The 25,974-nt window shown below is 39.0% G+C and carries 24 protein-coding genes and 1 pseudogene; 16 read left to right on the plus strand and 9 right to left on the minus strand.

Annotation, left to right across the window (positions count from 1 at the left end; all coding sequences use genetic code 11):
• The first annotated feature begins 76 nt into the window (after positions 1-76).
• From L0668_RS10650 to L0668_RS10660, 3 genes are all read left to right on the plus strand, one after another.
• A complete protein-coding gene (locus L0668_RS10650; protein ID WP_235312450.1) occupies positions 77-1,537 on the plus strand; it encodes a cryptochrome/photolyase family protein in 1,461 nt (486 codons plus the stop codon).
• Between the two features lie 61 nt (positions 1,538-1,598).
• Positions 1,599-2,471 carry a mechanosensitive ion channel family protein gene (locus L0668_RS10655; protein WP_235312452.1) on the plus strand — a complete coding sequence of 291 codons (873 nt, stop codon included), beginning with the start codon at positions 1,599-1,601 and terminating at the stop codon, positions 2,469-2,471.
• A gap of 14 nt (positions 2,472-2,485) precedes the next feature.
• Positions 2,486-3,457 (plus strand): zinc transporter ZntB, encoded by a 972-nt coding sequence (locus L0668_RS10660; RefSeq protein ID WP_235312454.1) that lies wholly within the window; start codon positions 2,486-2,488, stop codon positions 3,455-3,457.
• Here the strand turns inward: L0668_RS10660 and L0668_RS10665 are convergent.
• Complete coding sequence (locus tag L0668_RS10665) at positions 3,452-4,471, minus strand: phospholipase A (protein WP_235312456.1); 1,020 nt, start codon at positions 4,469-4,471, stop codon at positions 3,452-3,454. The two genes, L0668_RS10660 and L0668_RS10665, sit on opposite strands and share 6 nt — an antisense overlap.
• Before the next feature lie 168 nt (positions 4,472-4,639).
• Between L0668_RS10665 and L0668_RS10670 the strand changes: the two genes are divergently transcribed.
• Positions 4,640-5,743, plus strand: a complete 1,104-nt coding sequence (locus L0668_RS10670; RefSeq protein WP_235312458.1) for a hypothetical protein — start codon at positions 4,640-4,642, stop codon at positions 5,741-5,743.
• A 121-nt stretch (positions 5,744-5,864) separates the two neighbouring features.
• Entirely contained in the window at positions 5,865-6,665 is an 801-nt protein-coding gene (locus L0668_RS10675; protein WP_235312463.1) for a DUF2989 domain-containing protein, read from the plus strand.
• A gap of 21 nt (positions 6,666-6,686) precedes the next feature.
• Here the strand turns inward: L0668_RS10675 and L0668_RS10680 are convergent, their stop codons facing one another.
• The 3 genes from L0668_RS10680 to L0668_RS10690 are packed head-to-tail and all read right to left on the minus strand — an operon-like array spanning position 6,687 to position 8,680.
• Positions 6,687-6,974 carry a YfcL family protein gene (locus tag L0668_RS10680; protein ID WP_235312465.1) on the minus strand — a complete coding sequence of 96 codons (288 nt, stop codon included), beginning with the start codon at positions 6,972-6,974 and terminating at the stop codon, positions 6,687-6,689.
• A gap of 25 nt (positions 6,975-6,999) precedes the next feature.
• Positions 7,000-8,127, minus strand: a complete 1,128-nt coding sequence (locus tag L0668_RS10685; protein WP_235312467.1) for an ATP-NAD kinase family protein — start codon at positions 8,125-8,127, stop codon at positions 7,000-7,002.
• Positions 8,120-8,680 carry an elongation factor P hydroxylase gene (locus L0668_RS10690; protein ID WP_235312468.1) on the minus strand — a complete coding sequence of 187 codons (561 nt, stop codon included), beginning with the start codon at positions 8,678-8,680 and terminating at the stop codon, positions 8,120-8,122. The genes L0668_RS10685 and L0668_RS10690 overlap by 8 nt, the downstream gene beginning before the upstream one ends.
• A 175-nt stretch (positions 8,681-8,855) precedes the next feature.
• Here L0668_RS10690 and L0668_RS10695 point away from each other — a divergent pair, with 175 nt between their 5' ends.
• Genes L0668_RS10695 through L0668_RS10705 form a run of 3 tightly spaced genes read left to right on the plus strand, consistent with a single transcriptional unit; the run spans position 8,856 to position 11,198 of the window.
• On the plus strand, positions 8,856-9,548 hold the full coding sequence (locus L0668_RS10695; RefSeq protein ID WP_235312469.1) for an FFLEELY motif protein: 693 nt from the start codon (positions 8,856-8,858) through the stop codon (positions 9,546-9,548).
• Between the two features lie 2 nt (positions 9,549-9,550).
• Positions 9,551-9,991: an acyl-CoA thioesterase gene (locus L0668_RS10700; RefSeq protein ID WP_235312470.1), complete on the plus strand. Its 441-nt coding sequence runs from the start codon at positions 9,551-9,553 to the stop codon at positions 9,989-9,991.
• Positions 9,984-11,198, plus strand: a complete 1,215-nt coding sequence (locus L0668_RS10705; RefSeq protein ID WP_235312471.1) for a retropepsin-like aspartic protease family protein — start codon at positions 9,984-9,986, stop codon at positions 11,196-11,198. The genes L0668_RS10700 and L0668_RS10705 overlap by 8 nt, the downstream gene beginning before the upstream one ends.
• 56 nt (positions 11,199-11,254) lie before the next feature.
• On the opposite strand, the gene L0668_RS10710 is transcribed toward L0668_RS10705, so the two are convergent.
• Positions 11,255-12,109 (minus strand): PA4780 family RIO1-like protein kinase, encoded by an 855-nt coding sequence (locus L0668_RS10710; RefSeq protein ID WP_235312472.1) that lies wholly within the window; start codon positions 12,107-12,109, stop codon positions 11,255-11,257.
• A 267-nt stretch (positions 12,110-12,376) separates the two neighbouring features.
• Between L0668_RS10710 and L0668_RS10715 the strand changes: the two genes are divergently transcribed.
• A complete protein-coding gene (locus L0668_RS10715; RefSeq protein ID WP_235312793.1) occupies positions 12,377-13,693 on the plus strand; it encodes a hypothetical protein in 1,317 nt (438 codons plus the stop codon).
• On the opposite strand, the gene L0668_RS10720 is transcribed toward L0668_RS10715, so the two are convergent.
• On the minus strand, positions 13,690-14,583 hold the full coding sequence (locus L0668_RS10720; protein ID WP_235312473.1) for a LysR family transcriptional regulator: 894 nt from the start codon (positions 14,581-14,583) through the stop codon (positions 13,690-13,692). The genes L0668_RS10715 and L0668_RS10720 overlap by 4 nt on opposite strands.
• 130 nt (positions 14,584-14,713) lie before the next feature.
• Between L0668_RS10720 and L0668_RS10725 the strand changes: the two genes are divergently transcribed.
• The 3 genes from L0668_RS10725 (at position 14,714) to L0668_RS20920 (ending at position 16,589) form a co-directional block, all read left to right on the plus strand.
• Positions 14,714-15,700 (plus strand): zinc-dependent alcohol dehydrogenase family protein, encoded by a 987-nt coding sequence (locus L0668_RS10725; protein WP_235312475.1) that lies wholly within the window; start codon positions 14,714-14,716, stop codon positions 15,698-15,700.
• A 63-nt stretch (positions 15,701-15,763) separates the two neighbouring features.
• Positions 15,764-16,366, plus strand: a complete 603-nt coding sequence (locus tag L0668_RS10730) for an SDR family NAD(P)-dependent oxidoreductase (protein ID WP_349815642.1) — start codon at positions 15,764-15,766, stop codon at positions 16,364-16,366.
• Entirely contained in the window at positions 16,308-16,589 is a 282-nt protein-coding gene (locus tag L0668_RS20920) for a hypothetical protein (protein ID WP_349815643.1), read from the plus strand. The genes L0668_RS10730 and L0668_RS20920 overlap by 59 nt, the downstream gene beginning before the upstream one ends.
• A 31-nt stretch (positions 16,590-16,620) precedes the next feature.
• On the opposite strand, the gene L0668_RS10735 is transcribed toward L0668_RS20920, so the two are convergent.
• Positions 16,621-18,141, minus strand: a complete 1,521-nt coding sequence (locus tag L0668_RS10735; RefSeq protein ID WP_235312477.1) for an FG-GAP repeat domain-containing protein — start codon at positions 18,139-18,141, stop codon at positions 16,621-16,623.
• A gap of 444 nt (positions 18,142-18,585) precedes the next feature.
• Here L0668_RS10735 and L0668_RS10740 point away from each other — a divergent pair, with 444 nt between their 5' ends.
• The 3 genes from L0668_RS10740 to L0668_RS10750 all read left to right on the plus strand — a co-directional run bounded on the left by L0668_RS10740 (position 18,586) and on the right by L0668_RS10750 (position 22,391).
• Complete coding sequence (locus tag L0668_RS10740) at positions 18,586-19,482, plus strand: tetrahydrodipicolinate N-succinyltransferase N-terminal domain-containing protein (protein ID WP_235312478.1); 897 nt, start codon at positions 18,586-18,588, stop codon at positions 19,480-19,482.
• Positions 19,483-19,733: 251 nt separating this feature from the next.
• Positions 19,734-20,804 carry an ABC transporter substrate-binding protein gene (locus tag L0668_RS10745; RefSeq protein ID WP_349815645.1) on the plus strand — a complete coding sequence of 357 codons (1,071 nt, stop codon included), beginning with the start codon at positions 19,734-19,736 and terminating at the stop codon, positions 20,802-20,804.
• A gap of 225 nt (positions 20,805-21,029) precedes the next feature.
• Entirely contained in the window at positions 21,030-22,391 is a 1,362-nt protein-coding gene (locus L0668_RS10750) for a hypothetical protein (protein ID WP_235312480.1), read from the plus strand.
• Positions 22,392-22,668: 277 nt separating this feature from the next.
• Here L0668_RS10750 and L0668_RS10755 read toward each other — a convergent pair whose 3' ends face one another.
• On the minus strand, positions 22,669-23,274 hold the full coding sequence (locus L0668_RS10755; protein ID WP_235312481.1) for a short chain dehydrogenase: 606 nt from the start codon (positions 23,272-23,274) through the stop codon (positions 22,669-22,671).
• A 158-nt stretch (positions 23,275-23,432) separates the two neighbouring features.
• Here L0668_RS10755 and L0668_RS10760 point away from each other — a divergent pair, with 158 nt between their 5' ends.
• Entirely contained in the window at positions 23,433-24,320 is an 888-nt protein-coding gene (locus L0668_RS10760) for a LysR family transcriptional regulator (protein WP_235312482.1), read from the plus strand.
• A 210-nt stretch (positions 24,321-24,530) separates the two neighbouring features.
• On the opposite strand, the pseudogene L0668_RS10765 reads toward L0668_RS10760, so the two are convergent.
• A pseudogene (locus L0668_RS10765) lies at positions 24,531-25,774 on the minus strand (IS110 family RNA-guided transposase).
• Positions 25,775-25,974: the final 200 nt, after the last annotated feature.

Here is a 25,974-nt window from a genome sequence, read left to right on the forward strand (position 1 = left end):
TAAAATATCGCTCAAGGGTGAACAATTTTTTATAGCGGTTCGTATTAGGTAAGTTATTTATTTAAACTCATCAAAGGTGTTAGTTATTAAAACCCTAGTTTGGTTTCGACAAGATTTACGTTTGCGGGACAACCCTGCCTTAAGTTACGCGGCACAAAAGGGTTGCGTTATTCCTGTGTATATTGACGATCAAAGCTGTCCTGAGCAATACACTTTAGGCGGCGCATCTAAGTGGTGGTTGCACCATTCATTGAACTCGTTAAATAATTCATTAGATAATAAGCTGCACTGCCAAACCGGTGATGCCAAACAGATCATTTTAGCTTGGGTGAAAAAATACAATATTACTTGTGTGGTGTGGAACCGTTGTTATGAGCCCTGGCAAATCAAGCGCGACACTATCATTAAACAAAGCCTTAAAGATTTAGGTGTTGAGGTAAAAACCTTTAATGCCTCTTTACTTTGGGAGCCTTGGCAAGTACTAAAAAAAGACGCTACGCCATACAAGGTATTTACCCCTTATTATCGCAGAGGATGTTTGTCTCAGCCTGCTCCAAGAATGCCAATAACCGCACCAGAAAAGTTAGATATTGAATATGTAGAGCAAGAAGACCAATCGATTCATGCTTTACATTTATTACCCACTATTGCTTGGGATAAAACAATACAGACCATATGGCAACCGGGTGAAAAAGGCGCTTCAGCTAAACTCGCTGACTTTTTACCTAATGGCGCCAACCAATATAAAAGTGACAGAGATACACCTAGCTTATCTGCCACATCGCAATTATCTGCCCATCTTCATTTTGGCGAAATATCTCCCAACCAAATTTGGTATGCCGCCATTCATGCCTTAAATGGAAACACTGAAAATGTTGGCTTAGATTGTTATCTCAGCGAGTTAGGTTGGCGAGAGTTTTCTTACTATTTGTTGTACCACTTCCCTACCATTCCTGAGCAAAACTTTAGCCCCAAGTTCGAACATTTTCAATGGCGAGACGATGTTAGTGCTTTAAAAGCTTGGCAACAAGGACAAACAGGTATTCCTATGGTGGATGCGGGCATGCGCGAGTTATGGCAAACCGGCACTATGCATAATCGGGTTCGTATGTTGGTCGGTTCGTTTTTAGTCAAAAACTTACTGATTGATTGGCGTAAAGGCGCTGCTTGGTTTTGGGATTGTTTATTAGACGCAGATTTAGCATCCAATAGCGCCAGTTGGCAATGGGTAGCGGGCACAGGTGCCGATGCTTCACCTTATTTTCGAATATTCAACCCAGTTACCCAAGGCCAAAAGTTTGATGCAAAAGGTGACTATGTGCGCCAATATTGCCCTGAACTGGCAAAACTACCTGACAAATATATTCATACACCTTGGGAAGCCCCGCCAGCGATATTATCAGCCTGTAAAATCACCCTAGGGGATACCTACCCAAAGCCGATAGTGGATTTAAAAGCCTCGCGGCAAAGAGCCTTAGACACCTTGCAGATAAGTAAAAAACTGGCGTTAGAAGCCACGACTAAGCAAACGAATTAATTTGGTAAAGTTCAGAATACAAGGCATCATATGAATATTGTTTATTCTACGATTTTAAAATATGCCACCAGTCTCTGAATATCTAAACATCAAACTTTTTACCTTATTTGAGCACCCTTTTACTGTGGGTGAAGTTATTGTTGCACCCATATTAGTGCTGATAGGGATTTTCATTGCCAAGTGGTTAATTTCAAAAATAGTCAATCGACTGATCCGCAACGGCGCCAATCCTGATTTTATTCATTTAGTAAAACGCATTGCCTCTGTGTTAGTCATAGTCTTGCTATCAATCACTATACTCGACTTTTTAAACGTGCCTATTACTGCCTTTGCTTTTTTGTCAGGAGCGATTGCTATTGGATTCGGCTTTGGCGCGCAAAATATAATTAATAACTTTATTAGTGGTTGGATCTTAATTTGGGAACGACCAATCAAAATTGGCGATTTTTTAGAGGTGGAATCGGCCAAAGGTATAGTGGAAGAAATCAACACTCGTTCTACCCGCGTTAGGCGCACTGACGGGGTACATATGTTGATCCCGAACAGTAAATTACTCGAAAACACTGTGATTAACTGGACATTAATCGATACCATGACCCGCTCTACTTTGACTGTGGGTGTAGCCTACGGCTCGCCAGTGAAGTTAGTGGCTGAGCTGATTAAACAAACTGTAGACGAACAAGACGAAATATTAAAAAGCCCAAAACCCACAGTTATTTTTGATGATTTTGGCGACAATTCTTTAGTTTTTGTCACCTACTTTTGGGTAAATGCCAAAGCCGAGAGCGACATTCGATTAGTTAAAAGTAATATGCGTTTTAGAATGGATGAGCTGTTTGCTAAGCACAATATTGTGATTGCTTATCCGCAAAGAGATATCCACCTTGATGGTCAATTACATATAGTCAATACGCCAAACAAAATTGATGAGTAACAGGAGTAATACCTATGGAAGCTAATCAAATACACGCTTTATTATGGGCTATTCGGCTGCAGGCTGACCTCGCCCCTCAAACCATTACTCTTGAGGGGTTAGCTACCGAACTAAATGAAGAATTTGATTGGATACACCTACAAGCTGACTCGCCAGATTCAGTTGCTTGTTTACAAAAGTTAAATCTAGATCGTGAAATTATTGATGCCCTATGCACCTCAGAAACTCGCCCTAAAGCCCTACAATTTGGTGAAGGTATCTTGGTTTACCTACGCGGAATTAATCGTAATCCTGAGGCTGATCCTGAAGACATGGTGTCACTTAGAATGTGGGTCACCAAAGATAGATTAATATCCGTCAGGCGTAAAAATAGGCGCCTAGTGTCAGTACAGGATGTAAAAGACGAACTAACCAAGAGTAATATTCCTAGCTCTCCATTAAATTTAATGTTGCGTATCATCACCAGATTAACGGACCGCATTAGTGAGACAGTTGACGATTTGGATGAGCAACTCTCGGAGTTTGAAGCCTTAGAGAAATCCGAACTTCACGATAGACTAAAATTAAGTTTAGTGCGCAGACAATCAGCAGCCATTAGACGTTACTTGGCGCCACAACGTGATGCTTTAGACAGTCTATATCGGTTCAATAAATCATTGACTCAAGAGCAAGCATTTGAATTGAGAGATCAAACAGATAGAACCACACGTTATGTTGAAGAATTAGATTTAGCTCGCGAGCGGGCTATGGTGTTGCAAGATGAATTACGCAACCGCATTGCTGAAGCCCAAGGTATGCGCATGTACGTATTATCCTTAGTCACAGCAATATTTTTGCCTTTATCTTTTTTAACCGGGGTATTTGGCATGAATGTAGCGGGATTACCTGGTACTGAAGAGCCCAATGCTTTTAATTACTTAGCAATAGGCATGGTCACGTTAGCAGTGGTGTCTTTGATTGGCATGCTCTGGAAGCGCTGGTTATAACCAGTTAGTTAACTTAAAACCCAAGCCAATTCTTTGGGTATGTTGATCGAAATAAATTAAACTTTCACCATACCCATTAAAGTATTCTAAATACCCCTGTAATTTACCGTTTATAGGAAAAGACCACCCCAGCTCTACAGCCCCTCGGTTATCACTTCGTAAATTATTACGTATGACTAATTCTAAGGTATTTTTATCAGAAATATTCCACAGGCCACCTAATTCACCATAACCTACATACCTTTCAATATTAGGGTTATCATCACCTTCTGGAGATAATGGCTCTAATTTTTCCTGTTCTGGGATCCGATACCAGCCTCGGATCCCCCAAGTGACATTGTCAGTTTGGGCAAACACTAAACCAGCAATAATGCGATTCCAACTTCTAGACAACAGGCCTGTTTGACCATTAGATTGATGATTAAAAGATAAAGAAGTTTGTTCAACCGGCAAACCTAATAAAGACCAAGAGTGGTTATAAACAAAAATCAATTCAGGTTCGTAATTGGTTTCTCTAAAAGGAGCTGAGATATCATCATTGTATGACTGCCACCAGCTAGTGGCCGTAAAGGCAAATTCTACTTCTACGTCGTTAAAGACAAAATCTTCCCAAGCCAAATATTTTATCGACACTTGAAACTTAGCCTCTAAGTTATCTAACTTAGGCCCAACGGCTACATCTTGATAAGGTTCACGTCTAATGCTAGTTAAGGTAATGGGTAATAAATAATTAGGCTTATGAGGCAAAATGGCAAAGGGGTTTTTAGATGCTTCTTTTTCCAACACTTGACGCTGTTTGACTCGATTGGTTTGTTTACCCGCGCATTTCTGTTTTAACTCCCCAATAGTTTGCTCTGGGCGGGCATTCATCACAGCTACCAACAAACATGCATCTACTGTCTCTGAATCTGTTTGAGCTGTTTCTTGTTGAGCAAACACTAGCTTTGGTAATATTAAGCAAGATAACAGCAAGCAGGGTAATAAAATGAGTAAAACAGCTCCCCTAAACATCATCAATGGTTTTTCCTAAATCAAATAGCTAAGATCACCTAAACAACCAAGGATATTGCCAAGTTCCCAGCACAATGCAAGTAACATCCCTTTATTGATCACAAAACATTCATACAAATATGTCAGCCTAGCGGATGCTTTATCAATTGTGCTAATTTATCTAGGAATGTTATGCATAAACAAGGCTCTATCAAAACTCGTTTGATCTTGATCATCACTGTGTGTATTACTGGCATGTCCATTTTAGCCGCCAATCAAATATACAATACTCACCAATTGATGAGGCTGAATAATCATAGCCAACTTTTACTAGAATTAAACAATAGTCTGTTACAACAAAGACGACATGAAAAAGACTTTTTGTTACGTGCAGATAACCAGTACCTAGATAAATTTAATCGAGGTGCAGAACTTTTTAAACAAAACATGAATCACCTTGAGGGGCTCTTCAAACAAGCGTCTAATACCAGTAAAGAATTTATCGAGCTAAAAAGTAGTGTCGCCACATACTGCCGATTATTTAATGAATTAAGCAGTTTGATGGCAGACATTGGCTTAGATGAAAACAGTGGCTACCGAGGACAACTTCGCCAAGCAGCCCATCAACTTGAAGCACAGTTTGAGGCCGACAATCAAACCTATTTGCACCTATTATTGTTGCAACTTAGACGTAATGAGAAAGACTTTTTACTACGCCACAATATGCTTTATGTAGACCAAGAGATCCGAACATATCAAACCCTAAGAAAGGCCTTGGTTAACTTAACGGCTCCTCAAAGTGATGCCCAACTGACTTTATTAGATAAATATCAACATAAGTTCTTACAACTAGTCAAAAACCAAAATACAATTGGTTTAGACCACAACTCAGGTTTACAAGGTGAGTTTCGCCGTCAGGCTCATGCAGTAGAGGCTGAACTATCTGTGCTTAACACAGAAATAAAACACTTAATTATTGCCGAAGAAAATAAGATTGAACGTTTTAGTTTTCTAATAATGATTTCAACACTAGGCGTTTTAATATTTTTACTGATTAAAAGTTTTATTACATTACAAAAAGCATTCGCTACCTTTGTTATGTTTTTTTATCGATGTAAACGGGAATACCAACACATAGACGAGAGAAAACAAGGCTTTGCCGAGTTCAAATATTTAGCCATGATCGCCAATGAAATGATAGACGCGCGTAGAGCAATGGAACTTGAACTCAAACAAGCTCAACAAGAAATTAGTCGACTAAGCAGCCATCCAGAAACCACAAACCTAGATCAATAATAGTTAGAGTGTGGTCATAAATATGCAACTTATTGCTTAGAGCAGGAATAGTGTTTATTCTTTCTACACTCCTTAGACCTCACAATGTGAAATTACAATGCGTTACATCCTGTTAATTCTTATGTCTGTGTTTTTAATTTCATGTTCGAATGACGATGTGACGGGCTCTGTTATTACCCTATGCACAGATAAAGAGAACGCCCAAGTTTGCGACTTTATTCATAATGGTGCTTTTTGTAGTATTCAAAAAGCTGAAACCACTCGCGCACTGGTAATCCAAAGCCGCAACAAAACAGTAAAAAATGCCTACGCAGCGTTAACAACTCTGGATGAATATAAAGCCTGCCTTGATAATGTAGTGTTAGCTCAAAGCGCCATTAAAAAATCTGATGAAGTATCTCGCTTTGCTACTATTGCTAATATTCCTAGATACCAAGATAAAATAGTCAAAGAGACCAAAGGCGTTCGGCCTGAGATTAATTTGTGGCTCTACAAAAAAACAGGTAATCGTGACTATTGGGAATCCATGATCAACGGCGTAGACATGGCCAAAAGTGTCCATCAAGACGTTTTTATCGTGATGATGGCCGAAGCCGCATCAAACAATATCGAAGAAGCTAAAAAGATAGCCGATTCATTACTCAGGCGTACAGAGTTATTAAACCAACTCTCTCCAGAAGTTTTTAAATTTTACATCACCTATTTTTTAAACCATGGAGATGAATTCAAGTCAGCTGTCTGGCATGGCTTATATGCTGAATACGTAGAAAATAAGCCAGGTATTAATACTCAATACTTTCAATTTCACAAAAAAATGAAAAGCTCTACTTTAGAAGATGCTCAAGAGCTTGTAGATAGCATAGTGTTTGATACAAACTGGTTGGGTTCAACAATTAAAGACATTGAAAAATTAATTATCTAGGGTTCTTGCTCTTGATAGCGATTAAGCTAAAAACCCCTGCCATAAATCCCAGACTTGTTTTTGATCTTCAGACTCTAGTTCACTATTACTAAATGCTTGTTTTAAGCTGTTTGTCATTAGCTCATCGAGTTGGTTAATTTTGGTCATGTTTTGCACTTGGCTTTGGCCGGCCATGACGGCAAAATGGCCTTGTAAATAACTAGCAATAAATAGTTGTTGATCACTACCGTTTTCTACTACTTTATCTAAGTATTGTTCAACACTGTCTATAAATGCGATTAACTCAGATTGCTTTGTACTCGTTGTCAAAATAACTCCTACCTAGAAATAATTACTAATTATAATCTGCCACAGGATAGAGCACCTGATCTCGGTATCCCGTGATCACTGTGATCAATCCCGCTAAATCCTTATTGATTTGCACATTGCCTGAATCAACAATCAGCGGCCTGCCCTCTAACTTAGCTAACTTAGTCTTGGTGGCCACCAATAAAATATTTTGTTTGCTCACCCCTTGTAAAAACTCAGCACTTAGTTGCTGGTTTCCTCGTCCGAGCATGTGTCCCTGGCCACCAATTAAAGTGAGCACCAACTTACATTCTTTACCATGGGTATAATCAAGAAGTTGTTGGCTAGTCACATCACTGGCTAAGAGTTGCTGGTCTTGAATAAGATCCACTCCCAGCAAGGTGTTTTCAATGTGCAGTTCTTGCATGATAAATTCGACAGTTGAACCTGAGCCCATAACAAAAATATGCTCTGGGTTATCTTGCATGTCTTCGATGACGTGGGCGGCAATATCGGCTAACACCAATTCATCAGACTCTTTACCACCCATTTTCACGGCTTGAATATACTGCACTTCGGTTGGTACCTGCATTTCGCCAAATTGCCTAGCTTTTACCTTACCTTGGCGAAACAAATCTTCGTCGATATCCATGACTTCGGCATCACTTACACTGACAATTTTTCCTTTTATAACCTGCTCTAATACGCGACCTGTAGCTTGAGGTGTCACGCCATAAACGGCCGAATGAATTTTACAACCAGCGGGTATACCTAACACTGGAATTTTGTTATTCACCACTTCACAAATATTACGCGCGGTACCATCACCACCAGCAAACAAAATCAAATCGACCTTTTGTTCGATTAGCGCTTTAACTGTAGCTTGGGTATCAAAACTTTCTGTTTGAGAGTTGTTAGGCCAATAAACGCAAGTATTTATAAAGCCTAAGTGTTCGATTAACTCTTGGCCCATTTCACCTGCAGCAGTATAAATATGCAATTTATCTTGATGAGTAATAACGTACTCAAGGGCTATGCGGGTTTTCTCAACAGCAAGCTTATCCGCTCCCATCAATAATGCTTTTTCTCGAATTGCTTGTCCGTCACTGCCTTTTAATGCTAGCGCACCACCAATACCAGCGTAAGGATTAATCACTAAACCTAGTTTAAACATGGGTTAATATTTCATCTTCATTTGCCCAAGTAAAATTGCCTGAGTTTAACGGTGATGTGTGATAGAAGTTTTGTAATACTTGAATAAAAATCGCTGCACGCTTTGGAAAACCAGCCCTCAAATAAGTTTGAGCTTGTGTTTGCACAGCTTGTTGGAATGCACGCACATCAACTGGTGCTCCATTTAAATTATCAGTGCTCACCCTAAACGGTTTGTCTGTAGCACATGATAAAGCCCATTCTACCGCTTGAGGTTTTACTTCTACTTTTTCAAACTGAGCTTGTTGCTCTTGATTACGTCCGTCCGGGCAATACCAATATCCATAATCTTCTAACAATCGTCTTTCTTTGCCTGCAATACACCAATGAGCGATCTCGTGCAATGCACTCGCAAAGTATCCGTGAGCAAAGACAATTTGATGTTTTTGTTGGATCGTTTTAGCTGGAATATAGATAGGTTCATCTTCCCCCCTGACTAAAATAGTCCGCTCGCTATCAGAAAATGTCTGATTAAAAAGTGCGATTAAATCTTGATATTGGTGGATGGATGTCATGCTGCAACTCAAACGGCTAAATTGGCTTAAATAGGTTATTTCAAAATGGTTTACTCGGTATAATACCATTAGCCAACTGAATAGTAACAAGACTATTGAAAACCCAAGTGTTTTAAGCCAATCTAATCACATAATAATAAAATTTGAGATTACACTCAGACTAGGCTAAAACGTCATGGAAAGTTTACAAAAACAAATCTTTAGACATATGCATGGTATACAAACCATGCAAGAAATCGCCGAAAAATCTGCATTAATGGATTTAATCAGTGATCTGCATTCTTTTCAAAAACTACGCTTTTTAGATACCCAGCAAGCTTTGTATCGCAATAAAAACACCAATAAGACTGTGATGTTTTGGGCAAACCAGTTATACAGTTTATTATCGTTTACTTCTAGCAAACTTGATCCTATCGAAGTTATGCAAAAATCATTACGCTTCATACCTTACGAAGGGCAACAAGTATTAGTCTCTTTATTACATTTGAAAGCCATATGTTTTGAATTGGATTTTGACTTAGCTCAAAGGTTAAAACATTCCGAACTAGATGCACCAAGCTATCAACAAGCTTATGCTACAACTAACAATTATGCTTTAAGGCAAAAACAAATAGCAGCCATTAACGCCTTACATCAAGATATGCATTATTTAACTCGGATAAGAGGGATTAATTTTTTACTTTTTCTGTTTAAAAAACCCGCTGTTAAATTAGGGATGGGTGAATTGCTTAGGACAATAAAAATTGGCTACGACGCGTATCTACAACTCGATAATCCCGATGAATTTAGCCAATCATTAATTTTTAATGAAACCCAAGTGGTACATAGGTATTTTCAAACTTCCATCCCAGAAACGCCAAAAGTTTAAGCGTGAACTGGCATTATCCCACCCCGTTTGTTCAAACTTGGCAAGTTAGTGCAGAGCAAATTGATCACTACCAACATGCCAATAATGTAGCTTACGTAAAACAGTTAGAAACTACAGCTTGGGCACATTCTAACCAACTGGGTTTGAACATAGAAATTTACCAGTCATTAGATAGAGGCATGGCTATTAGTCGTCATGAAATTAATTATTTAGCCGCCGCACATAAAGATGACAAGATAGATTGTGCAACTTGGATTGTTGAATGTGATGGCAAATTAAAACTAGCTAGGCAATTTCAATTTATTCGTCAATCAGACAAAGTGACACTTTTAACTGCTCGAACAGAATTTGTATGTATTGCGCTGTCCACTGGTAAACCTAGACGTATGCCTGCGGCATTTTCTGATATCTATTGCCCCGCGGTAATAAAAACCCATGAATAAATGGTCACTAGCTTTTATTTTGGTATTACTCGCATCACTCAGCTTGAACCTAGTTTTATGGCTGGAAATAAAATCTTCTGAGCAAAACAATAAACAAGTCTTTGATAAGCAAGCCTTTAACAACCAAGCATTTGATAACCAAAGCTCGATAACAAGACCCATCTTGAGTTGGGATACTCAAAAACATGAAAAGACCTCAAAAAGTCTACCTCATACGGGTGCAGAAACGATAAGCAGCAATCAGCAAGGTATGGGACTCAAATCCCAAGGTTTTGAACTATCTAACTTAAATAGAGAAGAGTTATTGCGCCAAGCAAACCTGTGGTTACAAGAGAAAAATATAAATGCACTTTCATCCTTACTTATTCGTTATCTTAAAAAACATCCCCAGGACATGGATTTTTTATTAATTGAAGCCAAGTTAAAAGTCGAAACAGGTCTTCTTAGCGATGCCATTATTCACTACTACGGTTTGTTACGGCAATCTATGACTCCAACCCAACAAACTGAAATTGAACAACAAATCTTAAAATTGGCAAGCACAACTATTAATCAGTTAAAAAACACCTATTCTTGGGATGTGTTAGCCGAATTTGTAGAACCTTTAGTACAAATTGATCCTGAAAATAGGCTTTATATCTTGTCTTTAGCACGTGCCTACGCAGAACAATTTCAAGCATTATTAATGGAGAATATTCTAGCCGCTTTACCTTTTGACGATCCAGCAGCTAATGCAATAAGGCGCATTATTACCATTCAACAAGCTAGACTTGAAAATCCCAATACAGACTCGGGTCCTACTGATAAACAGACAGCTATTGCTGAGTTTGGGCGTTCCGTGCAGTTAACCCAATTTGGTGACCAGTTTGTGGTAAAAGCCTTATTAAGTAATAACCAAGTAGATTTATTAATCGACACTGGTGCGTCAATTACAGCTGTGTCTAAACAGTTTTATGATAATTTGAGTAATCGATACAAAAGAAATTTTTTAGGACGATTTAGCGTCAGCACGGCAAACGGCACAGTAAGAGCACCTATTTATCAATTTCGTGATTTAGTCATTAATCATGTGAAAGTAGAAAACATCTCAATAGTGGTATTGCCCATGAGTAGTTTACAAAATGCTAATGGCTTATTAGGAATGAACTTTTTACGTGAATTTGATTTTAAGATAGACCAACGCCAAGCCCTAATGTTTATTGAATAAATTAACTTTTATTGAGTAAGCTAGCATGTATTAAATAATTTACACTTCAAAATAATTTACACTTCATTGGCTTCTTTTATTCGCTCTAAACGTTCTTGTTCTTCGGCAAAGGCAGCTTTGATTTCTTCAATCACAGAATCTACATCTGCATCATCTTCTGGTATATCAAAATGACCGGTTAATTCGGTATCAACACTTAATTCGCCAGCTTCAAACAAGGCCCACATTTCTTCTGCATACAAGGTGTTTTTTAACTCAGGGGCGTATTGACCATAATATTCACTCATATTACGCACATCACGCTGTAACATTTTAAACGCATTGTTATTAGCTGCAGCGTCTACTACTTGGGGCAAGTCAATAATCACAGGACCATAATCATCTACTAACACATTAAATTCAGATAAATCTCCGTGCACTAATCCTACACATAACATGCGCATGACATACAGCATAACCAAGGCATGATCTTCAATAGCGTGTTCGGCAGACATAGACACATCATTTAATCTTGGTGCCACGTCACCTTCATCATCAGTAATGAGCTCCATCAACAATACACCATCATAACAACCGTATGGTTCAGGCACTCTAACACCAGCTTTTGCTAATTTGAATAACGCATCTACTTCAGTATTCTGCCAAGCATCTTCTTGTTGTTTACGACCAAATTTAGAGCCTTTTTCCATAGCTCTAGCCCGACGAGAATTTCGTACCTTCCGACCTTCTTGGTATTCAGCTGCCTTTTTAAAGCTACGTTTCATGGCTTCTTTATACACTTTGGCACAACGCACTTCTTGGCCACAGCGTACGGCATATACCGTCGCTTCTTTACCACTCATTAGTTGATATAAGACTTCATCAACTAACCCGTCGTCAATTAACGGCTGTATTCTTTTTGGGGTTTTCATTTATTCCTAGAGCCTAATAACAATATATTTGGCACGATAGTTAAGTGCGTAAAAGCAACAATCTTAATAACCTGAAACAATCAAAATAAAGGTTAAGCTTCTGATTGGGTATAATGATATCAAGAATACTAGCCAAGTGGCTAATATGACGTTGAAGAAATGTAAAATACATCTTAATTCTTGGTGGCAGATAGATTAGCACAAGAAAAACACCTTAAATTGAGTTAATATTTAACAATATAGTAACAAGGAATATTATTGAACCCTATGATATTGAGCAAACGTACTTCTCTCGCATTCACAATTTTTATTACTTTTTGCGGTATTTTATTCAGTATAAAGTTAGCTGCCCAATCCAGCATATTAGTACAAGAAGCCCTCGATGAAGCCGCAGAAAAATATGTAAAGTTAGGTTTAGAATTAGGTGAATACGATAAAGATTATGTCGATGCTTACTTAGGCCCAAAAGAATGGCGTGAACACGCGAAGCAACATTTGCGCCCTAAGAATAAACTGGCCAAAGAAATACATAACTTACTTATTGCATTAAAGACCATGCCAGTCAGCAAGCCAGAACATGTTTTGCGTCATAAAGCTTTATTTCGAAACACAAGAGCCATGGACATACGAGCGAGGATGTTACTTGGCGAAGAGTTTAGTTTTGAACAAGAAGCCAAACTGATATATGACGCAACAATCCCCAAATACGATTTCAAAGAATTTGATACCGCTTTGCTGGGAATAGAAAAATTAGTGCCAGGCACAGGCGACTTAGCTCAAAGAGTTGATACATTTAGGGCCAAATTTGAGATCCCAAATGATCTGGTTGGCGATGTAGTGGATTTAGCTATAGCTGAATGTAAAAAACGTTCAGATAAATATATTCAATTACCCGTTACAGAAAGCTTTATTTTGGAATATGTATCTGACAAAAGTTGGTCTGGTTACAACTGGTATCAAGGAAACAACCAAAGTTTGATGCAAATTAACTTAGACTTTCCCCTACAAATCGATCGGGCCATCGACTTAGGTTGTCACGAAGGTTATCCAGGGCATCACGTTTGGAATGTACTAATTGAGAATAAGCTATTAAAATCAAATGGTTGGGTGGAGTTTTCACTTTTCCCTTTGTTTAGCCCCTATGCTTTAATTGCCGAAGGCAGCGCAAATTTTGGTATTGATTTAGCGTTTCCAGAGCAGCAAAAATTGGCCTTTGAACAAAAATATATCTTTCCCAAAGCAGAACTAGATCCTGCCACTGCGGCACAACTAGATGAGCTAAATCAGCTGACTAAAGAGTTGTCTCATTCCATCACAGCCACAGCACAGTTGTATTTAGACGGAAAAATCACCCGTAAACAAGCCATAGAGCAAAGACGCAAATACTCATTAGTGTCGAAAGAAAAAGCCGAACAAAGTGTGCGATTTATAGAACAATATCGCGCTTATGTACTGAATTACAATTTAGGCCAAGACACAGTATCTAGATATATCAATGCTCAAAGCCAATATGAAAAAGGCAAGTGGCAAGCTTTTGAGCGTATGTTGACCGAGTTAAAAACGGCGTCAGATATGTTGAATTAATTTTCCCAATAAGGTTTTCCAGCAAAACTCTCTGCAAAATAGTCAATAAAGGCTCGTACTTTTGGCGCTAATAAACGGGAACTAGGATACACAGCCCAAATTGCGGTATCTGAAGCCAGTGGATAATCTTTTAGAACTTGAACCAATTCACCGCTGGCTATTTGTTGATAACAATTCCATATGGAACTAATGGTAATACCCAATCCAAAAGCAGCGGCGTCTCGAATCGCTTCACCATTATCTGTTCGAAAACTACCCGAAACTTTAATATTTTTCAGACCATCTGGCGTATTAAATTCCCAATGCTCAAGACCAATTAAATGTATACATTCATGTTTCAAAAGATCGTCTGGTGTTTTAGGTTCGCCAAATCTAGCTAGGTATTCTGGTGATGCACAAAGGATCCTATTATCAACAGCCAATTTTTTAGCAATCAGAGTAGAGTCTTTTAATTGAGCATTTCTTATGGCGATATCAAATCCTCCTTCAACCATATCAATCATAGAATCTGATAAACGAAAATCTAGCTTTATATCTGGGTACTTAGCCAGAAAACTTTTCAATTGAGGCACTAAGTGACTGCGGCCAAATGAAGCAGGTGCCGCCACTCTTAAAGTTCCTGAAGGCGAATCATTGCCTACCCCCACAGACGCTTTAGCTGCATCAATTTGCGCCAACACTTCTTCTGCATGAGGTAAAAATGCCATACCCTCCTCGGTTAAAGAGACTTTACGAGTGGTTCGATGCACCAAACGCACACCCAAGCCTTCCTCTAACTTATTTATGTGCGCACTCGCTACCGCAGGGGATAAACCGAGTTCTGCTCCAGCTGCACTAATATTGTGTGTCGCGGCTAATCGAACAAATAATCTTAGGTGTTGTACGTTCATGATTATCAACAAAATATATAAAGTGTTTAAGATAAATTAGATATTATCAACTTAATTCATTTAATTATACTTATCCCATCAAATTGAACATAAGCAATTAATACCATCCTAGGTATGAGGAGTTAACAAAATGAAAGCAATGATAATTAAAGAGTTTGGTGGGCCAGAAGTATTTGTAGTTGCCGACATTCCAAAACCAAGCGTTAAAGCGGGACATGTGGTTATCAAGGTGGCAGCCACTAGCGTGAATACAGTAGATACCATGATCCGTGAAATGGGCGCAGACTTACCTTTGTCACCACCTTTACCGGCGGTATTAGGTATGGACTTTGCCGGCACGATTGAGGCGATTGGTGAAGGAGTCACACAATATAAAGTGGGCGATCAAGTGTATGGTTGCGCTGGTGGATTAGCCGATTTACAAGGGACATTAGCTGAGTATATGGTAGCAGATGCAAAGCTCATTGGACTTAAACCTAAAAACCTCTCTATGCGTGAAGCGGCAGCTTTACCTCTGGTGGCTATTACTGCCTACGAAGGTTTAATTCGAGCAGGGGTCAGCAACGATAAAACAGTGTTAGTACACGGTGGTTCTGGCGGGGTAGGTCATATTGCTATTCAATTAGCAAAATATTTTGGAGCCGATGTTTATGCCACAGGTGGCGGTGATAAACAGCTAGCATTAATTGAAGAGTTAGGCGCTAAAGCAATTAACTACAAAACGGAAGCTGTCTCTGAATATGTTGAAAAACATACGAATGGCAAGGGCTTCGACATTGTATTCGATTCTGTAGGTGGCGCAAACATGACAAATTCATTTGAAGCAGCTGCGCTTAATGGCCAAGTAGCCTCAACGGTTTCTATGGTGGAACTTGACTTATCTGTCGCCCACTTCAAAGGTTTGTCATTACACGTTGTATTTATGCTTATTCCTATGTTGCATAAAGTGAAACAAGAAGAACATGCACATATTCTAAGTGAGCTAAGCAAGATTTCAGAAGCCGGTGAATTGACTCCTGTTTTAGATGAAAACACTTATTCATTAGAACAAGTTGGTCAAGCCCACGCGCGATTATCTAGTGGTCAAGGCATGGGTAAAGTGGTTGTCGATATTTAATCGGCAACAAACTCCTTACACCATAGAAACGAATCAAACTTACGCATATAGAGATGAATAACCATGCAGGCTCATGTACAAAAAACAATACTCATTACCGGAGCATCTGACGGCATTGGTCTAGCTACTGCTGAAAAGTTAATTTCCCTTGGTCATAATGTTTTATTACATGGTCGCAATCCAGATAAGCTACAAAAAGTAGTGGATACGCTTAAGCCGGTAAATAATGAGCAAAAGATTGAAACCTATATTGCTGACTTGTCAAATATGCAGGCGGTGCAATCCCTAGCAAAAGAAGTTGCTAAAAACCATGATAGTTTAGATGTGTTAATTAATAATGCAGGCATTTTAAAAACCGCGAATACCATTACAGACGACGGTTTAGACATCAGATTTGCAGTGAACACTTTTGCACCGATTTTACTCACTCGGGAGCTACTACCACTACTAAGTCATAATACTAGTCGAGTGATTAGTTTATCATCTGCAGCTCAAGCTCCGGTTAACTTACAGGCGTTAGCAGGCGGCGTGAAACTTGATGACATGGGCGCTTACGCACAAAGCAAGTTGGCACTTACTACTTGGTCACAAGTAGTATTCGAGACAAGTGAAAGATTCAGGTCCAGTTTTAATTGCGATCAACCCAGGTTCATTATTAGCCAGTAAAATGGTTAAAGAAGGATTTGGAATAGCAGGGAATGATCTAAGTATAGGGGCTAATGTTCTCATAAAGCTATCACTAGAAGATGAATATTCTAGTGCTTCAGGTTTGTATTTTGATAACGATATGGGCCACTTCAATACTCCTCATCAAGACGCCTCTAACCCTGAAAAAGTGGCTAATATTATGACTACAATCACTTCAGTATTAAACAAACTGAGTAATTAAGGTCAGTTTGTTTAACATTAAATTGCCAATATTAGTTTGCCACAAGAACAGTGACTTGATTCAGTAATTCGGGCGCATCTCCGCGACCAAAACGAAAAGCCAAGTCAGTTTTTCCATCACCGTTTAGATCTTGTGCAGCTACGCCTTCAGAATCTGAAGGTAATTTAACCTTTTGAGTGAGCGCACGTCTAACAAATGAGCGTTTACCGTTAGATTCAGCATACAAAACTTTAATTTTGTCAGTACCGTCTGAATACACTATGTCTTTCAGGCCATCTGCGTTCAGATCAATCACTTTAGTTAATGGCTGCCCCGTGCTACCTGATGACAAACTAAAAGTCATTTCAACTTCTTGACTGACGATAGGTTTTGGCGAAAACTGAAATTCTTCATCCATGGCAAAGATCAATGTATCTTGATCTATACTGCCGGACATCAAAGCCCCTATAACCTGTGAGATGCCAATATCGAAAGACGAAACAACCACCTCTAACTTACCGTCATCTTGCAAGTCCACAAAATAAAGTCCGGTTAGGGTATCGGTCGATGCAACCTGAGTATCTGCTTGAGTGGCGTAGGACAACCGATTGTCTATTACCTTTCCATAATAGAATTCATAATTAATTTTTTTGTCTAGTACACCGGAGCTTTGCGTGTATTTAATCGCCACATCTGGGATGTTATCCCCATTTACGTCTTCAATGGCGTCGACTTTTCGATGAATAAGGTTACTTTGGTTTAACTCTTGGCCTTTTTCATCTTTGGTATCCCACCACTCTAACCCTGATGCTTTAGGGTGTATGTTGATTTCAATGGGCTGCAGGGAAAACTGTATATCTGCATTCTGCTGATAAACAAACAATCGACCATCTTCTACTAATACCAAATCCGTTTTAGCATCTTGAGTCATATCTTGAAAAAACAACTCCCTATCATCGAAGGTCACACTGCTGTTGCGCATTTCCATACGTGAAGCGATTGGTAGTACTTGACTATGTTTTTGGCTACAACAATTTGATAACCATAAATTAAGGGTTTCAAAGTGGGGCAAGATAATGTCGTCTTTCTTGTCATCATTAATATCACGGACAAAATCCATCTGGCCAAAGGCGTCAGATATCTCACTGATATACATAGAAGAAACTTGCTGAGCCAACTGCCAACTGGATCCATGACTCATGCGTGCGGGTATATACTTAGTCACTGAAGATTTAGTTAAAAGATAAAGCTGTTTAAGACCTTGTTGGTCTTCAACACCTACATCAAAAGCAAATACATTGTTTGCTATATCAATGACATCCAGCACTTCAAAACTTGCTGTTGTTGTATTTAAACCAAGAATCGCCAACTTTCGCTGTTGATTATCATCCACACCGGATACCAATAATTCTACACCCGCTTGAAGTAATACATCAGCAGCAACAACCGAGCGGTTAACCGAAAATGGCAAAGCCACTTTTTGCTCAGTAAATAACTCTGTGTATTTTGCTTCACTCCAAAATGCATTAGAGCTCAAGATTAACCCCATAAATAATAAACGCTTACGTAACATTGCTGTTCCTTGTGAAGTGTTAGTTTAAACATTCAGCCATCTACTCTGTTATTAATTTAACAATATAATTCAATAGCTTAATAAAACTCATCCAAATCGCCGTACTTAAAGGTTCTCTCGGTTATGAAGTTTTTCGTGTGTAGCAGGGCGGATTGTCGAACGTAATAAGGTGTTATTGCTAGACAATCCAACGCAACTAGACATAAAAAGAGCGTTATCGGGAGGTTCGGCTGATCCAGTATTTAGGTTAATTTAACTAATCCCTGTAGCTTAACAAATTAATATTTGAGAAATAGGACTAAGTTGTAAGGGATTAATTCAATTTACCAGCGATATTTCTGCCGTTTTTGACATTTAGCTATAACCTATAAAAAAATCGTGGAGCCAACAGATCTGATACGCGCGATAATTATCACAATTGTAAATTGAGTTAGGAATTTAAGAATGACAATAAAACGTGTTGGTCACAAATATAGTGACATAGAAACGGGAAAAACATTAGACGTATGGTTTCCACGTAGTAACAAACAAATCGCCCGTAATTGTTTAGCCAGCAAAGTAGGCTTAATCAAAGGTGAATTTGTTGAAGTAAGCTTAGAGATAGATGAAGCGCCAAAATCTGCCGAAGACGCTTACCTGCGCCTACATTTATTGTCTGAGTGTGCCGTCCAACCAAATACCATCAACCTTGAAGGTGTGTTTGGTTTGTTAACCAATGTAGCTTGGACATCAGCAGGCCCGGTTCTACCAAGTAAAGTTGAAGAATTACGTGAACTAATCGCCAATGAAGACCACTACTTAAATGTGACTTCAATCGATAAATTCCCACGTATGACAGACTACGTTATACCAGAAGGTGTACGTATTGGTGATGCAGACCGTGTACGTATGGGAGCTCATTTAGCATCAGGCACTACTGTGATGCACGAAGGTTTTGTTAACTTCAATGCCGGTACACTAGGCAGCTCTATGGTTGAAGGTCGTATTTCACAAGGAGTTATCGTGGGAGATGGTTCTGATATTGGTGGCGGAGCTTCAACTATGGGTACCTTGTCTGGTGGTGGTAAAACTATCAACTCAATCGGCCAAAACAGCATGGTTGGTGCTAACGCTGGTATTGGTATTTCATTAGGCGATGACTGCATTGTTGAAGCAGGCCTATATGTCACCGCAGGTACAAAAGTAAAAACTCCAGACGGCGAAGTAGTATCAGCCCGTCAGCTATCAGGCTTAAACGGTTTGTTATTCCGCCGCAACAGCCAAAACGGTATGGTCGAAGCGATTGTAGCTGACTCATCAAAATGGGGCGGCTTAAACGCTAGCTTGCATAGCAACGACTAGTCGTTACTTTTATAAATTAAGAAAGGCGCTATTAGCGCCTTTTTTATTTTTCAAAGATAAGTGATTAAAAAGAAATCGTCAAAATTACCAATTTACTATAGGGTATATAACAGGTTCTCAATCAGCGTTGGGAATCCAAATTGAAGGTTTTACACAGATATTTACTTTGGATAATTACATTCAGTGTATTGCTGAGTTTTAGTGCTTTAGCTGAAACATAGGCTAATGAATCGAAACCTAGGATTTTATTTATCTTTCCTGTCGATAAAGGTTTCCCGTTTTGGGACTCTCAGGTTAATTTGACTCAAGCCGTATCAGACGCTTTAGGGTTTGAAATAGACGTTGCTTATGCCCCAGAAGCCTACAGAAATAGATTTGGTGCTGCAGCCTACATTAAAGAAGTATTAGCTAAAGACACTCGTTTACCTGATTTAATTATCACCTCATTCTGGGTTGGATCTGAACAAAAGATCCTCAGCATGTTAGATACAAAAAAGATCCCTCTTATTAGCATAAATTCAGATATTTCAGATGAACAATTTGCTGAACTTGGAAAACCCAGAGAAATATTTCCCTATTGGCTTGCACACTTGTCACCAAACGACACCATTGCAGGTAGCAAACTAGCTAACGCATTTATTAACCTTTCACGTGAGAAGCGTTGTTTTTCGTCTGATTGCAAAGTTAATATTTTTGCTATTACCGGCATGAGTTATTCCGCCGTCAGTGTGCAAAGAGTGAAAGGACTGGAACAAATATTACAGCAGGATTTAAAAAGTCACTTATTAAACGTGGTTTATGGTAATTGGGATCGTGAGCGGGTTGCAGGTATGGCCAATACTATATTTAGTCGTCATAAAGATATTCATGCCTTCTGGATCGCTAGTGATGTCATGGCATATGGGCTAGAAGATGGACTCAAAAACTCTAATATCAGTATGCCTAAAGACACAATTATTGGATCTATTGATTGGTCTCCGGCTAGTATCGAAAAAATAAAACAAAATAAAATGCATGTGAGTTTAGGTGGGCACTTTTTAGAGGGGGGATTAAGCCTAATTCTATTTTACGACTACTTAAATGGCTACGACTTTGCACAGGAAATGGGTGTTGTGATTAAAACCGAAATGAGCATTTTAGATAAAAATAATGTTGAACAACTAGGTCCTTTTTTACAAAAACCTAAGTGGTCAAAAAGTCGCTTACAAAGTTACAGTAAATCTTTAACCCCTGCTAGGAAACAATATAATTTTAACCCTAAACAAATCATAGTAGAGCAACTAACGGCCATCAACAAGCGAGGTTTATCCAATATTGAATAGTATGAATTAATCAGGCCTCAACCCTACATAATAAATACACATAACTTGACCCAAGCTGAAAGCTCGTTTCGTACAAAAACCGACATTAGATTCTCTATTAACCTGTTCCACCAATCTGATTAAAAATGCAAGACCAGAAAATATTCCTCCATTGAATAAAACAGGTACATGTATTATCTTTTCTATGAAGGAAGCTTTACACACTCAATAAATGGAAACTCAAGGATGTCTATATTTCATAAACTGTTGCTTGCCACAGCAATATTTTTTTCAGTATTTTCTCAGGCTCGTGGCGCTGATTATTGTTTCGATTTTGCTAGCCCCGTCAATTTTTTGGACTTTATTATCCAAGATGAAGCCCCCGCCATAACTAGTGATTTGAAATTTTCAGAACAGGGCTCATTTATCGCATGTCACAAAATGCCGGTATCCTGGTTGAAACCAAGATTTGAAAAGAGACGCACACTGGTGCTAGATTGGATCAATCGCCAGCAAGTCAACACTGGTATCACTAGCCAACAGGCATGTGCCCAGTATGCGGGCTCCTCAGATGCCCTTGAACGAGCTTCGCAATTGGCCAAAGTAGCGCTTGACAAAGATGGCTTCACTCATTGCGAATTAACCGATTATCCTACTGATGTGCATCTCACCTGGTGTAACAGCGGCAATATAACTCAGGCCGTGGCGCATTTACGCCAGCGTAGGGAGACTATGCTGGCGTGTGTGAATAAGCTGCAAATAGACTGGCATCAAATTGTTGAAGATCACCCAGATGTCAACTCGCCTGAACCAACGCCACAACAACCCGAGCTTGTGTCAGGACCAAAGCTGATATATCCCTCCCAACGTAATAGCGTTATGAATAACGCTATCAATGACAAAATCAGTTGGCAATTCAGGTGGAAATTTGTACCACAAGCGACGCGATATGAAGTTAAAGTAGAGGTGGGCTCAGAACTTTACCTGTCCAAAATTGTCCCTGCCACTTACAGGACTTTACAACACAATTCAAATGGTCATATCAAACCAGAATTCCTAAATAACTGGCGCTGGAGTGTTCGTACTGAGAAAAATGGTACCTGGAGCGACTGGAGCTCTCAGCGCTTTACCGTAAGACCCTATATGGTCGAGCCGGTAAATAAATTTGGTCTCGATTACTATCAACTCTCTGGAGGCTACATCAACCTGACACTCGGATGGGAACAGAAAGTTATACCTAATAGTCGTGAGGTGATTTCAGGCAAGATAAAACTAATTGTGCAGAGCAAACCTGAACAGCAATTGAAAGTGCAGTTTGAACGCTTTGATGGTGAAGCAGAGTTATATTCTATTAGAGGGTTTGCCAAGTTTTGGGGAAAAGAATGGCATGATATTGGTTTCCTGAACGGAAACATGGAGTTTTCAGGCTTTCAATCTTTCTGGAAAATAGAAACTCGCCCGAAAGGTTATTTACAAATCAAAACATCAGACGGTAATGAAGCAATTGAAATTATGGATCCAGTTGGCCAAGACTCGACATTACTTTTACAGTGGAAGCCAACATCTGATGCCGGCCGGCAAGCATTCAATATCCAGAAAGTCAGATAGGGGGTTAAGTGCCATTAGCAGACCTTCACCACTTATCCACCAATGGCAACTATCGGCCTAAAGTGGTCATTAGTAAGGTGCTATTTTGAAGGTTTTTTAGGTCACTTTGATACGATAGCGGACATTAGCCACCGATATAAATATGGATTGTTTGGATAAAAAAATTATCAATGAATCAAATAAGGTGACTGACAAGAATGCCACCACAGCGGTCATTGAAATATAAAATTAAAGCAGCCTTTAAAAGACTGCTTGATTTGCAAAATCTTCCTATAAATTATGCATCAACAAAAAGCACTTCACCTGTAATAAATCCATCAACTGAGCGTTCGAAGGCTTTACCAACTAAGGCACTTGGTACTGGTTCAAAACCTGGCATCATTTCACCGTAAACATCCCATGCTTCAGCCAATACTGTAGGGTTAACCACATTAATGCGAATACTTTTAGGTAATTCTAAAGAGACACATTTAACGAAAGTATCGATAGCGCCACTTGTTGTTGCATCAGCGATAGCAAATGGTATAGGTTTAACATTTAAGATGCCGCTGATCAGCGTAAATGAACCGCCTTCTGCGATATGTTCTTGGCCAATGCGAACAAGGTTAATTTGTCCCATCATTTTGCTCATAATCGTAGTCATCCACTGAGTTTCAGTCATTTCAGTGAAACTAGCATACTCACAAAATCCTACAGTATTCACTACTGCATCAAAGTGTCCCACCTTTTCATATAGGTCTTTAATTGATTGCTCGTTGGTTATATCAACAATATGATCAACATCACCTGAACGACCTGCCGTAATCACTTTATGATTTCCTAAACCTGTTAAAGCAGCTTGCCCCATTTTTCCTAGCGCACCGATTAAAATAACTGTTTTCATGTATATCTCCACTTTTGAATTTAATGTGATTGAATTTAATGAGTGAATAATAGAGAGCTCGCATAACAAACAAAAACAACAATACTTTGTTAGTGATACAAGATATTTTGGTTATATGTTACATTGACGAAAATATATAAGTGAACAAAGGAATAAGGTTGAGTAAATTAGACCGACTAGACATTAAGCAGCTAAGGGTTTTTCAGGCTTTGATTAAAGAGAAAAGTGCCTCTAAAGCAGCGAATCAGCTTGGGTTAACTCAACAAGCTGTAAGCGAACAACTGAAAAAATTACGTGATGTTTTCGATGATAGGTTGTTCTTAAGAAAAACTAACGGCTTTATTCCAACGCCTCATGCCGAAGCATTATCAATCGAAGTTGATAGAATACTTAATGATTTTCAGGCGTTATTATCACCCAAAGTATTTGACCCTAAAACGGTTAGTGGAACTTTTGTTATAGCAGCAACCGATTATGCCCAACAAGTTGTATTACCTGCGTTAATTGCAAAATTAAGAATATCCGCACCTCAGCTAAAAATCATCGTTAGAGATTTTGAAATCGACAAAGTGCCTGAACTTATGGAAAGTGGTAGCGTAAATTTAGCCATAGCATTTCCTGACTATATGCCACAAAGTTACCCACTGATTAAGCTTTTTGAAGAACACCATGTTTGCATTGCATCACCTCAATCATCTATCGCAAAAACAACACCCACTTTAGCCGATGTTGCCAGTTACCCAAGTATTATTGCCTCTCCTTCACGGCCAAACTTTAAAGGCTCTATTGATGATTGGTTTAAAGAATTTGGTTTGCAACGTAATATTGTTGTTTCAGCCCCATGTTTCTCAATAGTTCCTATGTACCTTGAAACGACAGACTCTATTGCATTTTTGCCTTCGAGAGCTATACAAGGACTAGATTTGATAGAAGTCGAATTAGAACAATCACCCTCGCCATTTGATGTTATTGCTGCTTGGCATCCTCGCTATAATGACGATGCGTTACAGTCATGGGTAGTTTCGCTATTAGAAGAGGATTACTAATAATTCTCTTATTCAGTATTAAATGATGAAAGGTCAACGACTTCAATGAGCTTAACCCCGTCGCTCAGCTGATGATAAATTATGGACTAATATTCATCTAAAAGTGATCAAGGATGAACAAAGCTAATGTCGGCTATTGGCTAGCTGTTGTCGAAAAACTCACCAAACACTTTATGTCTTCTTCACGCCCTGAGTCATTCAACAAGTGTTTTATGTTGCCAATAGTGGAGAGTTTCTCTCTTTAAGGGCTTTTAAATATTTTGACTCATTATAGGGTGTTCTTGTCTTCCAACATTTATAAACAATTCTGACCCATTTGTAGGCAAGTGCTCTTACTGCCGATTGATGAGATTTACCTTTTGAGCGCTGCTTCGCGTAGTACAAACCAGCCCAATAAGATTGATTTACACTTTTAGCAGACCATTCTATAAAGCTTTGCCTGACGAACTTGGAACATTGCCAGCGCCAATGCACCCAACTCTTTTGACCACTTCTTTCTGTTACAGGCGACAGGCCAGCATAGTTTTGTATTTCTTGGGCACTATTGAATCTTGATCTATCTTCTCCTATTGCCGCCAATAATCTAGGAGCCAAACACAATCCTGTGCCTGGCAGAGAATCAAATAACTCAGCATCAGGCATACTGTTAAATAGTTGACTGATTTGTTTATCATATACTTTGATGTTTTCTATGATCGCGAGTATTTGTTTGCAAAGCGCTGTAACCAATAGCTTGTGCGGTAAAATAACACTTTGGTCATCTGTCAACGGAATGCCCTTATTTATTGCCTCAACACGCTTATCCGTATTGGATACTGCATTTCCCCCCTAGCATGAAAGAACTTTATAATTGTATTGGTTCTAGCGCGTTTAACTGTTTGTAAAGAGGGCCATTTTATTAAGAAGTCACAAAATAACTCACTATCTCTATGAGAGAACCACTCCAATGGTTGAGGGTAAAACTGTTTCAAAGAATTAATTTACCGATTCACATTTCGACGTTTATCGTCAATCAGCAAACGCCGCTGCTCAACTAAAAGCGCTAAAGTACGAGTCTGGTCACTGCTTGGGCGTAACGGTTTCACTTTATCGGGATAATTGAGCATCATGTCTAATGCTAACTCTGCATCAGAAGGGTCATCTTTAGCGCCACTTGGAAACATCGCCTGACGATATCGCGCAAGTGTTAGTCCGTGGATAGGAAAGACGGTGACGAAACTGTACTTCTGCAATGCATATACAATCGGCCCTTTGGTCAACTCGACCGCGACAGCAATTTTACCTTTGGCTTTTTTACGTAGCTCATTTAACCAGTTATCTATAGATTCAGGCGTGTGTGAAATAACTTCAAAGCTACGATCTCTACTCTCACCAACTTGCACACAAACATCATGTTTTTTATTAGCCCAATCTAAACCAACAAAAATTGAGAATTTAGCATTCGCGTCATTCATTACAAATCTCCAATAGTTGAAGTTTGTTATGTATTCTTTACTCTTCGAAAGAAATATAGACAGCGTTTTTAAGGCAAGCCCTGAGTATTCGTTATGAGTAAAGTGACTCATTGCATCGAAAGAAAAGCGGAAATCATCAAATGAATATCGCTCAATATTCGTATGCAATGAGCACATAACCTAAACAATCTAAGTGTAGA

The organism is Paraglaciecola algarum, assembly GCF_021532655.1.
Classification (GTDB): domain Bacteria; phylum Pseudomonadota; class Gammaproteobacteria; order Enterobacterales; family Alteromonadaceae; genus Paraglaciecola; species Paraglaciecola algarum.

What these genes read in the sequence shown, in the direction of transcription:
- L0668_RS10655 (WP_235312452.1), top strand. Translation starts at nt 1,599, where the DNA reads ATGCCACCAGTCTCTGAATATCTAAACATCAAACTTTTTACCTTATTT.
- L0668_RS10660 (WP_235312454.1), top strand. Translation starts at nt 2,486, where the DNA reads ATGGAAGCTAATCAAATACACGCTTTATTATGGGCTATTCGGCTGCAG.
- L0668_RS10665 (WP_235312456.1), bottom strand. Translation starts at nt 4,471, where the DNA reads ATGATGTTTAGGGGAGCTGTTTTACTCATTTTATTACCCTGCTTGCTG.
- L0668_RS10670 (WP_235312458.1), top strand. Translation starts at nt 4,640, where the DNA reads ATGCATAAACAAGGCTCTATCAAAACTCGTTTGATCTTGATCATCACT.
- L0668_RS10675 (WP_235312463.1), top strand. Translation starts at nt 5,865, where the DNA reads ATGTCTGTGTTTTTAATTTCATGTTCGAATGACGATGTGACGGGCTCT.
- L0668_RS10685 (WP_235312467.1), bottom strand. Translation starts at nt 8,127, where the DNA reads ATGTTTAAACTAGGTTTAGTGATTAATCCTTACGCTGGTATTGGTGGT.
- L0668_RS10690 (WP_235312468.1), bottom strand. Translation starts at nt 8,680, where the DNA reads ATGACATCCATCCACCAATATCAAGATTTAATCGCACTTTTTAATCAG.
- L0668_RS10695 (WP_235312469.1), top strand. Translation starts at nt 8,856, where the DNA reads ATGGAAAGTTTACAAAAACAAATCTTTAGACATATGCATGGTATACAA.
- L0668_RS10705 (WP_235312471.1), top strand. Translation starts at nt 9,984, where the DNA reads ATGAATAAATGGTCACTAGCTTTTATTTTGGTATTACTCGCATCACTC.
- L0668_RS10710 (WP_235312472.1), bottom strand. Translation starts at nt 12,109, where the DNA reads ATGAAAACCCCAAAAAGAATACAGCCGTTAATTGACGACGGGTTAGTT.
- L0668_RS10715 (WP_235312793.1), top strand. Translation starts at nt 12,377, where the DNA reads ATGATATTGAGCAAACGTACTTCTCTCGCATTCACAATTTTTATTACT.
- L0668_RS10720 (WP_235312473.1), bottom strand. Translation starts at nt 14,583, where the DNA reads ATGAACGTACAACACCTAAGATTATTTGTTCGATTAGCCGCGACACAC.
- L0668_RS10725 (WP_235312475.1), top strand. Translation starts at nt 14,714, where the DNA reads ATGAAAGCAATGATAATTAAAGAGTTTGGTGGGCCAGAAGTATTTGTA.
- L0668_RS10730 (WP_349815642.1), top strand. Translation starts at nt 15,764, where the DNA reads ATGCAGGCTCATGTACAAAAAACAATACTCATTACCGGAGCATCTGAC.
- L0668_RS10735 (WP_235312477.1), bottom strand. Translation starts at nt 18,141, where the DNA reads ATGTTACGTAAGCGTTTATTATTTATGGGGTTAATCTTGAGCTCTAAT.
- L0668_RS10740 (WP_235312478.1), top strand. Translation starts at nt 18,586, where the DNA reads ATGACAATAAAACGTGTTGGTCACAAATATAGTGACATAGAAACGGGA.
- L0668_RS10750 (WP_235312480.1), top strand. Translation starts at nt 21,030, where the DNA reads ATGTCTATATTTCATAAACTGTTGCTTGCCACAGCAATATTTTTTTCA.
- L0668_RS10755 (WP_235312481.1), bottom strand. Translation starts at nt 23,274, where the DNA reads ATGAAAACAGTTATTTTAATCGGTGCGCTAGGAAAAATGGGGCAAGCT.